Raw genomic sequence first — 13,033 nt, 5'->3', positions numbered from 1 at the left:
TGACTAGTAGTAGGCCCACATGGCTTCGACTTCGTTGAGGACCTCTACGACGCCCCAGCGGCGGGCGCTGCGGCTGGCCGAGTTGGGGTCGTAGACGCCAATCTGGTTGGCATCGTCGATGCCGTAGAGCACGATATAGTGGCCTACGTTGGTAAACGTGCCGGGGCGCACTGCGGCGATGACGGGCGCACCCGAGCGAAGTGCTTGGGTAATCGATTCGCGATTGTTATAGAGCTGTGTTCCGTTGAGCCCCAGCTGCCACGCACCGCCTGTCATAAACGACCACTCGGTGGCACCAGTGGGGGCGTAGTTGCCGGCTTCGGCCAGTGCGCATATATCGACCGGCGTCTTATCGGTGTGGCCGGTCTTAAAGATATAGACCATGGTGAGGCAAGTGGGACCGCAAGCGTTTTCGCGAATAGTGCCACCGGCATAGGGCAGCTCCGACCATGCGGGGTCAATTTGGTAGATGTGGGGCATGGTGCCGGCACTCCACTGCGAGCGTGGGGTCGAGAACGCGAAGGAGTAACCGGGCGCGACGGGAGCTTTAAGCAGCTTGTCCTCGGCAGTGGGCTCAAGACCGGCTGATCCGTGGGAGATACAGGATCCCAAAAACACAAAGACGAGGCAGGCGGCAATGGAGCAAAGCGCAAGGCGTAGGCGGCGGGCCGGAAGCACGTGGCTTGTAGTATGCGACGCGGGGTGAGGGGCGGAATTGCCGCGATCGCGTTGAGGTCGCGAAAAGGAGCGTTTAACGTGGTAATCGGTCTTACGGCGATCGTAGCGGCGCGGCTGCGATGTGTCGGTCTGGCGTTGGCGTGTGCTCGTACTCACGCGGTCTGGCTGCCGCACGGTACGGCTTTGTTGCCGAGAAGAAGCCCCGGGCTGCTCTTGGGGGCGCTGCTGGTTGCCGTTGTCGGAGGTGCTTCTGGGCGTTGGCGTGGTGCGGCCGGCAAGGCACACGCTTTGTGGCCGTTGGTCGCCGTCATTGTATCCGTATGCCATTCGAATCACCTTGCCTCGTGTGTAACTTGTCTATCCTACATAAAAAGATGCACGACACATGGGTATGTGCGCCAAAAGCCTGACAAATGGTATGAACGTTGCCGCGCCGCGCACCACGGGTCACGGCAACAGGTATCCAAAAGCAGACAAGATGAAAGCGTTCAGGACGAATGGCGTCTCCCGCCGTTCGTCCCAAAAACGGCGCCGCTCGTTTTGCAGTTCTGCCTTCGGTCGAGCCTTGGACGGCGCTGCTGTGCCAAGGCCGTATCTTAAAGCCACGAAATAAAAGCGCGCGGTCAGACAGGTCGCGCAAGGGGTGACGCCGGGGGGCGTCAAAAAGGAAAGGAGGGGAACAATGGCGGACAAGAACGCAGAAGTTGCAGTCGAGGACAACGGCGGCATGAAGAAAACGCTTTCGCTCTGGAACTTCTTCACCATCGGTTTCGGTGCCATCATCGGTACCGGTTGGGTTCTGCAGGTCGGCGACTGGATGGTCGTGGGCGGCGGTCCCGTTCCCGCTATGATTGCATTCCTCTTGGGCGCAATCTTCCTCGTGCCCGTCGGAGCTGTTTTCGGTGAGCTCACGGCTGCTATCCCCATTTCGGGCGGCATCGTCGAGTATGTCGATCGTAGCTTTGGCCGTACGATGAGCTACATCACCGGCTGGCTCCTGGCCCTGGGCAACGGCATCCTGTGCCCGTGGGAGGCCATCGCCATCTCGACCCTCGTGTCCGAGATGTTCGGCAGCCTGCCAGGCCTTGAGTGGCTGCGCGCCGTCAAGCTCTACACCATCCTGGGCGCCGACGTTTACCTGTTCCCGACGCTGATCGCGCTCGGCTTTGCAACCTACGTCATCTTCCTCAACTTCCGCGGTGCCAGCTCGGCCGCCAAGCTGCAGGCCTTCCTGACCAAGGCCCTGCTCTGCGGCATGCTGCTCGCCATGGGCGTCTCGCTGTTCACCGGTTCGCCGGACAACGCCATGCCCGTGTTCTCCCAGGTCACCGGTGCTGGCGGCGGCAAGCCCGCTACCGAGGGCACCAGCCTGTTCGCCGGTATCGTGTCGGTCCTGGTTCTGACCCCGTTCTTCTACGCCGGCTTCGACACCATTCCTCAGCAGGCTGAGGAAGCAGCCGAGGGCCTCAACTGGAACAAGTTCGGTAAGATCATCTCCCTGGCCCTGCTGGCCGCCGGCGGCTTCTACATGGTCTGCATCTACTCGTTCGGCACCATCCTCGACTGGCATGAGTTTGTTAAGAGCCCGGTTCCCGCGCTTGCCTGCCTCAAGGGCATCAACATGCTCCTGTACCTGGCCATGCTCGTCATCGCCACGCTTGGACCCATGGGCCCGATGAACTCCTTCTACGGCGCCACGAGCCGCATCATGCTCGCCATGGGCCGCAAGGGCCAGCTGCCCGAGAAGTTCGCCGAGGTCGATCCCAAGTCCGGCGCTCCCAAGCTCGCCTGCGTCGTTCTGGGCGTCATCACCGTCGTCGGTCCGTTCCTGGGCAAGAACATGCTCATCCCTCTGACCAACGTGTCGGCTCTCGCCTTCATCTTCTCCTGCGGCATGGTCGCCCTCGCTTGCCTGCGCATGCGCTTCACCGAGCCCGACCTGCCTCGTCCCTACGAGGTGCCCGGTGGCAAGTTTGGCATCAGCCTCGCTATCGTTGCCTGCGGCACCATCATTGGCCTGCTCGTGATCCCGTTCTCTCCCGCCTCCCTCAACATGGTGGAGTGGAGCATCGTGATCGGCTGGCTGGCTGTTGGCCTGGCCCTCATGGCCTTCACCAATTCCCGCAAAAAATAACGCCTAGCCGGGGCGGATCGGGTGCGCGGGGCCCTCTCTCCCGCGCACCGAACCCGGCACCACTTGGGTAGCTTTGTGAGGCCTTAACCCAACACGGCCTCGCCCACTATATGGATCCATAAGGAGGAACCATGTCCACTAAGTACGCAATCGTTGGCGGCAAGCTCATCGACGGTACCGGTGCCGAGCCGGTCGAGAACTCCCTCGTTCTCGTCGACGACAATGGCAAGATCGAGTACGCCGGTGTCATGCAGGACCTTCCCGAGGGCGTTGAGGTTATCGACGCCGCCGGCAAGACCGTCCTTCCCGGCCTGATCGACACCCACCTGCACTTCTCGGGCAACCTGACCGACGATGACACCGACTGGGTCATGCAGCCGCTCCTCGAGAAGCAGGCCGTCGCCGTCAAGCAGGCCTACGACTGCCTCACCCACGGTCTCACCACCGTCTGCGAGATCGGCCGCTTTGGTATCCAGATCCGCGACTGCATCGACAAGGGCGTCTTCAAGGGCCCGCGCGTTCTGGCAACCGGCCTCGGCTTCTGCCGCGTTGCCGGCCACGGTGATTCTCATCACTGCAGCCAGGAGCTCAACAAGGAATCGCATCCCTGGGGCGATCAGGTCGACGGTCCTTGGGATCTGCGCAAGGCCGTCCGTCGTCGCCTGCGCGAGAACCCCGATGCCATCAAGATCTGGGCTACCGGTGGCGGCATCTGGCGCTGGGACTCCGGTCGCGACCAGCACTACTGCTCCGAGGAGATCCAGGCCGTGATCGAAGAGGCCAAGTTGGTCGGCATCCCCGTGTGGAGCCACTGCTACAACAACCACGCCGCTGCCTACGATTCCGTCCGCTTTGGCTGCGAGCAGCTGATCCACGGCTTCGATATCGATGAGCGCACCATGGACCTCATGGCCGAGCAGGGTACCTTCTTCACCCCGACGATCGCCTTCCTGCCCACCTGGTACGCCACCTATCCGCCCGTCTACGTCCCCGAGCTGCACGACAAGTACGAGGGCACCCTGGTCGAGAAGGAGCTGCAGCGCAACTACGACTGCCTGCGCGAGGCCAAGAAGCGTGGCGTCGTCATGACGATCGGCTCCGACTCCTTCTCCTTCGTCACCCCGTACGGCACCTGCTCCATCGAGGAGATGTACGAGTTCGTCGACAAGATCGGCTTCACCCCGGTCGAGACCATCACCTGCGCCACCCTCAACGGTGCCAAGATGTGCCACATCGAGGACGAGACCGGTTCCATCGAGGCCGGCAAGTGCGCCGACCTGCTGGTCGTCAACGGTGACGTCGCCGCTGACATTCACGTGCTCAACACCGACAACATGGACGTCATCATGAAGGACGGCTGGATCGTCGAGGCTGGCACCTTTGGCGAGGCCAACAAATACAGCGCCTAAGATACCGTTTGTCGATGGCTGGATGTAAAACACAGTTTTTGATTGCATAATGCAATGGAGAGGGTCGCTTGCGGCCCTCTTTATTGCTATGGGTGCGGTAGATAAAAGGGGATGACGGTGGATTTAAACAGGCTGATTCTGGGCAAGAGCTACAACTCTACCAAGGTCTTTCGTACGGCCCAGCATGTGGTCCAGGCCATCCTGCTCGGTGTTGTCGTTCCGGCGCTTATCCTGTTGCTTATCTGGGATTTGACCGATAATCCCAACCCCGTCCCGGGCGTTGTCGTCATTGCCGGCTTGGTCATGCTGTGCTTCTTCTTCTCGTACGTCTTTGTCGTTCCCGACGACCTCACGTCGAGCGCTACCGACCGCACACTCGCCATCGCATCGAAAATATTCGCCTATACGTCGCGAGGCCTTACGCCCGAAGCGGCCCTGGGCGCTTCCAAAATCATCCTTTCCGAGACCATTGCCTCGGCCATCTGCTTTACCGACGGCAAGCAGGTGCTGGCGAGCTGGGGCGAGGACTCGGCAAAATGCCCCGCGGGCACTCCGGTTGTGCTGCGGACTACGCTCAACGTGATCAACAGCGGTGAGCAAAGCGTATTTTCGCGCGATGCCTCGACTGAGACGGGTGGCTACTTTCCGCGCCTGCGCGCCGGTATCGTCGCACCGCTCACCGTGCGCGGGCATTGCGTGGGCACGCTCGAGCTGTATTATCCCCGTCTGGGCAGCATCGATATGCGCCAGACGGCGCTTGCCTCGGGCTTTGCCGACCTCATTTCCACGCAGCTTGCGAGCTTTGAGCTCGAGCGCCAGGACGAGCTTACAGCTCGCGTGGAGCTGCGCGCCTTGCAATCGCAGGTCGATCCTCATTTTCTGTTTAACACCATCAGCACCATCGTGTCGCTCGTGCGTACCGAGCCGGACAAGGCCAGGTCGCTGCTCATCGACTTTTCCAATTACTACCGTCAGACACTGTCCGATTCCGATACCCTCACAACGCTCGAGCACGAGGTGGAACAGGGCACTCGTTACATCAACCTTATGCAGGCCCGGTATGGCGGCGGCCGTCTGCGCGTCTCGGTCGATATCGACTTTGAGGTGCGCGACAGCATGGTGCCGCCGTTTATCTTGCAGCCGCTGCTCGAAAACTGCATCAAGCATGCGCAGCGCGAGACCGAGCCGCTTTCTATTCGTGTTAGGGCTTTTGAGACCGATGACGGTCTGGAGATCATCGTCGAAGATGACGGCATCGGTATGAGCGAAGAAGTCTGCGCGCACCTGTTTGAGCAGCATCGCCGAGAGGAGCCCGAGAGCATTACCGCCGACGGCTCCATCAAGCGAGGCTGCGGCCTGGCGCTCTTCAACGTGCTTCAGCGCATCCATTTCTTTTACGGGGAAGATTCTGGCATGCGCGTGAAGTCCCAGGAGGGCGTGGGAACGCAGGTCATCGTCGAGCTGAACGGCGATCCGCATGAGCCGGCGCCGATGAAGGCGTAGCGCGCGGTTGGATTGAGAGAAAAAAGAGGGGAAGCGCATATGTCCGAGGGATGGAACATCTTGGTGGTTGATGACGAGCCTCCTATTAGGGCTGAGCTACGTTATCTGCTGGAAAAGGATGCACGTGTGGGACAGATTGCCGAGGCGGGCAATGTCACCGAGGCCGTGGAGTCGATTCTGTCGAACAAGCCCGACGTGCTGTTTTTGGATATCACGATGCCCGGCCGCTCGGGAATCGAGCTTGCCGAGACGCTGCAGAACCTAAAAACGCCGCCGGTCGTGGTGTTTGTGACGGCATTTGCCGAGTATGCGGCCGATGCCTATAACCTCGATGCCATTGATTACGTCGTCAAGCCGGTCGAGGATGCCCGCCTGTCAAAGGCGCTCGATAAGATCGAGGCCGCCCTGGGCGTTCGTCGTGTCGTCCATGCTCCGCGCCAGCCCTTGCGCCTGACGGTGGATCGCGGGGGCAAAAAGGTGTTCATCCCCGTGGCGGATGTCTGCTACTTTGAGGCGCGTGCCGATTTTTGCAACGCCGTCTGCGCCGAGGGAACATATCTGATCAATGAGTCGATCTCTTCGCTCGAACGTCGCTTGGGCTCCGAGGGCTTTATTCGCGTTCATCGCAGCTATCTGGTCAATTTGGAAGACGTGCACAATGTTGAGATTGGCTCCACGGGGTTGATGGAGCTCAGGCTCGACCGCGTAAGCTCGACGGTGCCGGTGTCCCGTCGTCGTGCCGCCGAGGTCAAGTCGCACCTGGGGCTTGCGTAAGAGGCTTGCGTGCCGCCGTTTACCATCGCAGGTTTGGCATGGGCGCGCGGTGGGCATAATGGGTGGCATCGAATGAAATCGAAAGGATCATTATGCCCGCGCTTATCACCCATCATCTGTTTGGCGAGGAAAGCATCGACCGGCTTCCGCAGGGCGTCATCACGTCCGATGAAGAGCGCATTGCCTTTATCTTGGGCAACCAAGGTCCCGACCCGTTTTTCTTTCACATTCTGACACCGCGTGTTTCCGACTGTACGCTGCTGGCGCAGGTCATGCATCGCTCGCGCATGTCTCGCCAGTTCGCGTGCCTGCGCGACGGCGTGTCGCATCTGCTGCCGCGCGACGCCAGCTTGGGTCGCGCCTTTGCGCTGGGTCTGCTGTCTCATTACGTGCTCGACCGCAACGCCCACCCCTTTGTCTATGAGCAGCAGTTTGGCATCGTGGAGTCCGATTCAGAGCTTGAGGATTCGAGCAGTCAGGTCCATGCCGTGATCGAGAGCGACCTGGATGTACTGATGCTGCAGCTTAAGCGCGATGGCGCTACGGTCGACGATTACCCGCCGGCGGGCGAGATCGTCACCACCGATCGCATCAGTCGCGTGGCCGGCGTGCTGATGAGCTATGTTGCCGGACGCGTGTACGGCATTGACATTCCGGCGGGGGAGTACGGTGCTGCCGTTGCCAATATGCAGCGACTTTACCGTGCGATTGAGCCGGCCGGCTCCGTAAAGACGCGCGCGATCTCGCTGGTTGAGGGGTTGGTGCACGACTACTCGCTGCTCGACGGCCTTGCCCATCGCGTGACGACGGAGCTGCCCGAGCGCACCGGTAACCTGGGCCATCTGACATGGAAGAATCCCTTTACCGATGAGGTCTCGAACGAGAGTTTCCCCGAGGTCTTTGATCGCGCGCTGGTCGATTACGAGTGCACGGTCGCGCGTTTTATCGAGACCGGTGACATGGAGGCCGTGACCAGTCACGTCAACTACAGCGGTCGCGTGCTCGGCACCGACGAGGAGTTCGACCGCGAGGAGTAGGGTCCGCTCCTGTCTCTTTGCCGAATCCTTACCGGTGCCTCTGTGCAATTGGGGTACGATGAACTAACTGCATATCGGGCGAATACGAAGGGTCCCTGTCCATGAAATACACCAAGCTCGAGCGTAACTGGGTCATGTACGATGTGGGAAACTCGGCCCTCGTGCTGCTCAATACCTCGGTGGTGCCCATCTACTTTAACGCCATCAATACCGGTGCTTCCTCGGCAGACCTGGTGGTCGCTTGGGGCAACGCGCAGACGATTGCCTCGCTGGTCATTGCCATGCTCATGCCCATTCTGGGCGCGCTTGCCGATTACGCCGGCAACAAGATCAAGTTCTTCTTGGGCTTCTTCCTCACGGGCCTGGTTCTTTGCCTGGCGCAGGCTATCCCAATGTCCGCCATGGCATTTTTGACCGTGTACGTGCTGTGCACCATCGGCCTTAACTCTTCTATGACGTTCTACGACGCCATGCTGCCCGACATTACCACCGACGAGCGCATGGACGCCGTGTCCAGCTCGGGCTATGCCTGGGGCTACATCGGTTCCACCGTGCCGTTCATCATCTGCCTGGCGCTTATCATGGGTGGTTCCGCTCTTGGTATCCCCACCATGCTGGCAACGCGTCTGTCGTTTGTCATCACCGGCGCCTGGTGGCTCATCTTTACCCTGCCGCTCATTCGCACCTATAAGCAGAAGTACGGTCGCGAGCGTGGTCCCGAGGACACCATCGGCCACATCGTGGGCGGCGTGTTCTCCGAGGTCGGACACACCATGCGCGAGATCGCCCACAACAAGACCGTGCTGGTCTACATGATCGCGTTCTTCTTCTACATCGACGGCGTGCACACGGTCATTTCCATGGCAACCAGCTATGGATCGGCTTTGGGCATCGACTCGACCCAACTGGTGCTGGCTCTGCTCGTTACGCAGTTTGTGGCCTTTCCGTCCGCCATCATCTACGGCAAGCTTGCCGGTCGCGTGGGCACACTCAATATGATCTTGGTGGCCGTCGCCGCCTATATGGGCATTGTGCTGTTCGCCGCGTTCTTCCTAAAGACCGCCTTTGAGTTTTGGGTGCTTGCCATTTTGGTCGGCCTGTTCCAAGGAGGCGTGCAGGCGCTGAGCCGCAGCTACTTCGGCCGCATTATTCCCAAGGAAAAGTCCAACGAGTACTACGGCTTCTTTGATATCTTTGGCCGATATGCAAGTGTTATGGGCACCTTCTTGGTGTCGGTCGTTACCTCACTGACCGGCAACCCCTCGCTGGGCGTCCTGTCTATCGGCGTGCTGCTGGTGGTGGGCTTTGTGCTGCTGGTCCGTCTGTCCCGCATGTCTCAGACGGCAGAGCAGGCCGCATAGGAACTGGCCGGTAATTGCGTCCGCCGCGATACTCTTTTGGGGTTATCCGCAATAAACATTCTGACTTTCGAACAATGATTAGCCCAAGTGGGTATGATGGAGTCAGCTAGGTCGCGGGGCGTCGCCTGTGTTTGGCGGCGTCCCGTTTTTGTGTTGCAGGGAGGGTAAGGCATGAACGCCACGGTCGTGATTCCAACGTATTGGGCGGGCGATGACGCTCGCGCAAACGCCCCTGGCACCTATGACCATTCGACACGACTCAACGCCGACAATCCCGAACTCGACCGCTGCCTGGCCTCGCTTGAGCAGGTGCGCGACATCCCGCGCATCATCCTTTTGGTGGTCTGTCCCGTTTCTGCCACAGCCGATGTGTCGCTGCGCGTGCACGAGATTGTCGACGCGCATCCCACGCTCAAGGTCACCGTTGTTACCAACACCCAGGCCTCGCGCATCGCAGACCGGGTTGCTCAGATCGCGCCCAAGGGTTCGGGCGAGTGCGTGAGCCTGCGAGGCTACGGTGCCATCCGCAACATGGGGCTGGCCTGCGCTGCGGTGCTGGGGCATGACGCGGTTATCTTTTTGGATGACGATGAGACTGTCATCGACGCCGACTTTATGAAGCGCGCGACCTATGCGTTGGGGCAGCAGACGCGTCAGGGCTTGCCTATCTTGGTCAAGAGCGGCTATTTCTACGATCGCGACGGCTCGCCGTTGGCTCCCACGGACAAGGCGGGCATCTGCCATCGTTGGTGGACCAAGCGCATCGAGTTCAACCGTTGGATGAAAAAGGCGCTCTCGGGTACCCGCATCTCGCGCTCCAACTACGTGTGCGGCGGCCTGATGGCCCTGCACGCCCGCGCCTTTACGCGTGTGGCCTTTGACCCGTTTATCACCCGCGGCGAGGACTTGGATTACCTCTTTAACATGCGCATGTTTGGCTACGACGTGTGGTTCGATAACGAGTGGACCGTGCGCCATCTGCCTCCGGAGTCCGAAAAGCGCTCACCGCGCTTTATGCAGGATGTATACCGTTGGTACTACGAACGGGCCAAGTTGACGTTCGCCGCGCATCAAAAGGAGCTCATTCCCGTTACGGCGGCATCGCTCATGCCCTACCCGGGCCCGTGGATTTCGCGCGAGCTCGACGACCGCGTGCGCAAGACCGCTATGGTCCGCAGCGTGTTTACCCGCGAGCATGAAGGCTACCTGCGCATCTGGCGCCATGGTATCGACGAGGCAAAGGCCTATGCGCGCCAAAACGCTGCAAGCTACCTGCGTTTCCAGAGCTTTTGGCCCAAGATCATGGACGGGCTTTGGCGTGACGCACAACTGATCAGTATCCTGGAGGGGGCCGAATGATCGACCGCCGCGCCCAGCGCGATAGTTCATCATCAATCTTTCGCATCATTGCCGTTGCCTGCGCCATTTGCGTGCTGATGTACTTTATTTTTGCCTTGGCGACCGGTATCGAGCCGATTGCCACGGTGATTGCCTGCGCGCTGCTGTGCATCTTTCTGTGCATCTTTATCTTTTTGACGCTCAATCCCGATTCGGTGCGCTCCCAGTACACCGAGGAGACGCTCTCGGTGGCCTCGGCCATGCTCGAGGACATTAAGGGCGGTCTGACGCAGGAGTCGGCGCGTTTGGTGTGTCAGCGCATTTTGCCCGAGACACGCGCCATGACGGTGGCCATCACCGACGAGGACAACGTGCTTGCCTGCGCGGGCGAGTTTGAGGAAAAACTACTGCCAGATTCTCCCATCCACACGCTTGCCACACGCTACGTTATCGAACATGGCATCGTGCAATCGTTCAACCGTATGGTGGATGTCGTGGGCTCGGACGGCTCGCACAACCAAGTCCCCGCCGGCATTATCGCCCCCATCAAGGTGGGCGATCGTACCGTCGGCACGCTCAAGTTCTACTACAAGACCCCGCGCGCCGTCGACCGTACCCAGTACGCGCTTGCCTCGGGCTTTGCCGAGATCTTGTCCACGCAGCTCGCCATCCACGAGCTCGAGGTGCAAAAGGAACTCACAGCGCGCGCCGAGGTGCGTGCGCTGCAGGCGCAGATTAACCCGCACTTCCTGTTCAACACGCTGAACACCATTGCATCGTTTACGCGCACCGACCCGCTGCGGGCTCGCGAACTGCTTCGTGAGTTCTCATCGTTCTATCGCGCCACGCTCGACAACTCGGGATCGCTTATTCCGGTCTCGCGCGAGGTCGCACAGACCAAGCGCTACCTTACCTTTGAGAAGGCCCGCTTTGGCGAGGACCGCGTGCTTGCGACGTTCGATGTGTCCGAGGATGTGGAAGATACGCTGGTGCCGGCGTTCGTGATCCAGCCGATTGTCGAGAACGCTGTGCGTCATGGTATGGGCGATGACGACGCCCTGAGGATCGACGTGACCGTTCACCAAGACGGCGAGGATGCAATCTTGATTGCCGTGGCCGATAATGGCGTGGGCATGGATGAGGGTACCGCCGCCAGACTGTTTGACGAGCGCTCTGCCCGTCCCGACGCCAGCTCTCCCCAGGGTGGCGGCGCCGGTGTGGCCATGCACAATATTTCGGAGCGCATCCATCGCTTTTTTGGGCCGCACTCTTATACGCGTGTCGAATCGGCGCCGGGCAAGGGCACCAAAGTGCTTCTTCATCTTGATTTGTCAGAGAGCATCTTTGACATTCAAGAGTAAAATAAAAGGCTACGGGCTCAACGTCGTGCGACGGATGCCCGGCGTAGTTAGTTGACGAAAGGTTTTATCCCTATGCTGCGTGCGATGATTGTGGATGATGAGGCGCCGGCTCGCTCGGAGCTTCGCTTCTTGCTCGAGCAAACGGGCAAGATCGGCACGATCACGGAGGCGTCGAGCGTCCGCTCCGCCATCGAGATGCTTATGGAAAGTCGCGTGGATGTCGTGTTTCTCGATATCTCGATGCCCGGTGCCTCGGGCCTGCAACTTGCCGAGGCGCTGCATAAGCTCAAAAATCCGCCGGCGATCGTGTTTGTGACTGCGTATAGCGACCATGCGGTCGAGGCATTCGACGTCGATGCCGTCGATTATCTGATGAAGCCTGTCGAGGAAGCTCGCTTGGATCGCGCGATCGAGAAGGTCATGCAACGCGCCAAGCCGGTTACGGACAGCAAAGTGACCATCGAGCGTATCCCGGTGGAAAAGGGCGGCCGCAAGGTGCTCATTCCCGTGGATGACATCCGCTTTATCATGGCAAAGGACGATTACTCCTGCATCTATACCGTCGATGATCGCTTTTTGTCGACGACCTCGCTGGCGCAGTTTGAGGCCAAGCTCTGCGACTTTGGCTTCTTCCGTGTTCACCGCCGCTATATCGTCAACCTAGCGTGCGTCACGGACGTTGAGACGGTGCCCTCGGGCGCCATCCAGCTGGGCATTACGGGCGTCGACGAACGCGTGCCGGTTTCGCGCCGCCGCGTCGTGCCGCTCAAGAAGGCCTTGAGTCTCTAGCACACTGGCCCCGCAGCCCTGTAGACCCATCGTCTGCGGGGCCGTGGGGCCTTTTTTGTATGTATCTGCCGAATCGTTTTTTTGCGGAAGGGATCCCATGAACAGTGCAAGCGCCAAGCGTATCGACATCATCTCGGACACCCACGGCTATTTATCGCCTGCGCTCTTGGATGAGCTTGAGGGCGCAGATCTGATCATCCACGCCGGCGACCTCACGTCAGAGATGGACTACGAGCACCTATGCACCATCGCCCCCGTGCGGGCCGTCTTGGGCAACAACGATTACTACCGCGACTACGGTCCCGATGTAGACCGTCTTGCGCTCTTTACCTACGAAGGCCTCAAATTCGCCGTAGCCCATTACCGCGAAGACCTTCCGGTGGGATCCGTAGACGTAGCCATCAACGGCCACACCCACGTAACCAAAGAAGCCCAAGTGGGCCGCTGCCTAGTCCTCAACCCGGGCAGCGCCAGCTACCCCAGAGGCACCCGAGGCCCCACCATGGCCAGAATGCTCGTTAAAGACGGCAAGATCCTAAGCACCAAGTTTATTGACTTGGACTAACCGCAACAAAAACGGGGGATGCACAACGCATCTCCCGTTTTCTTTGAGCCAAAGGTCGAAGTCCAACAAGAACCATCAGACCAA

Annotated in this window: 11 protein-coding genes; 10 read left to right on the top strand and 1 reads right to left on the bottom strand. The window is 59.9% G+C overall.

The genetic code is table 11. From position 1 onward, the window contains the following. Positions 1-3: 3 nt before the first annotated feature. Positions 4-1,005, bottom strand: a complete 1,002-nt coding sequence (locus tag DW943_RS10695) for a C39 family peptidase (RefSeq protein ID WP_233543623.1) — start codon at positions 1,003-1,005, stop codon at positions 4-6. A gap of 355 nt (positions 1,006-1,360) precedes the next feature. Between DW943_RS10695 and DW943_RS07350 the strand changes: the two genes are divergently transcribed. From DW943_RS07350 to DW943_RS07305, 10 genes are all read left to right on the top strand, one after another. After that, positions 1,361-2,812, top strand: a complete 1,452-nt coding sequence (locus tag DW943_RS07350; RefSeq protein ID WP_117735418.1) for an APC family permease — start codon at positions 1,361-1,363, stop codon at positions 2,810-2,812. Between the two features lie 131 nt (positions 2,813-2,943). Beyond that, positions 2,944-4,221 (top strand): amidohydrolase family protein, encoded by a 1,278-nt coding sequence (locus DW943_RS07345; protein ID WP_117862637.1) that lies wholly within the window; start codon positions 2,944-2,946, stop codon positions 4,219-4,221. A 117-nt stretch (positions 4,222-4,338) separates the two neighbouring features. Next, positions 4,339-5,724, top strand: a complete 1,386-nt coding sequence (locus DW943_RS07340) for a sensor histidine kinase (RefSeq protein ID WP_233543622.1) — start codon at positions 4,339-4,341, stop codon at positions 5,722-5,724. 39 nt (positions 5,725-5,763) lie between these two features. After that, positions 5,764-6,498, top strand: a complete 735-nt coding sequence (locus tag DW943_RS07335) for a LytTR family DNA-binding domain-containing protein (RefSeq protein ID WP_117716143.1) — start codon at positions 5,764-5,766, stop codon at positions 6,496-6,498. Between the two features lie 92 nt (positions 6,499-6,590). Next, a complete protein-coding gene (locus DW943_RS07330) occupies positions 6,591-7,535 on the top strand; it encodes a zinc dependent phospholipase C family protein (RefSeq protein WP_117862635.1) in 945 nt (314 codons plus the stop codon). 101 nt (positions 7,536-7,636) lie between these two features. Then, positions 7,637-8,896, top strand: a complete 1,260-nt coding sequence (locus tag DW943_RS07325; RefSeq protein WP_117803912.1) for an MFS transporter — start codon at positions 7,637-7,639, stop codon at positions 8,894-8,896. Between the two features lie 171 nt (positions 8,897-9,067). Then, positions 9,068-10,255, top strand: a complete 1,188-nt coding sequence (locus tag DW943_RS07320) for a glycosyltransferase (protein ID WP_117743936.1) — start codon at positions 9,068-9,070, stop codon at positions 10,253-10,255. Further along, positions 10,252-11,595 carry a histidine kinase gene (locus tag DW943_RS07315; protein ID WP_117862634.1) on the top strand — a complete coding sequence of 448 codons (1,344 nt, stop codon included), beginning with the start codon at positions 10,252-10,254 and terminating at the stop codon, positions 11,593-11,595. The genes DW943_RS07320 and DW943_RS07315 overlap by 4 nt, the downstream gene beginning before the upstream one ends. Before the next feature lie 72 nt (positions 11,596-11,667). Next, positions 11,668-12,384 carry a LytTR family DNA-binding domain-containing protein gene (locus tag DW943_RS07310; RefSeq protein ID WP_006235156.1) on the top strand — a complete coding sequence of 239 codons (717 nt, stop codon included), beginning with the start codon at positions 11,668-11,670 and terminating at the stop codon, positions 12,382-12,384. 97 nt (positions 12,385-12,481) lie between these two features. Then, entirely contained in the window at positions 12,482-12,949 is a 468-nt protein-coding gene (locus tag DW943_RS07305) for a YfcE family phosphodiesterase (RefSeq protein ID WP_117584170.1), read from the top strand. Positions 12,950-13,033: the final 84 nt, after the last annotated feature.

The organism is Collinsella sp. AM44-11, from assembly GCF_003467145.1.
Taxonomy (GTDB): domain Bacteria; phylum Actinomycetota; class Coriobacteriia; order Coriobacteriales; family Coriobacteriaceae; genus Collinsella.
Note: the sequence above shows the minus strand (reverse complement) of the source record. Positions and strands in the feature narration are given on the sequence as shown.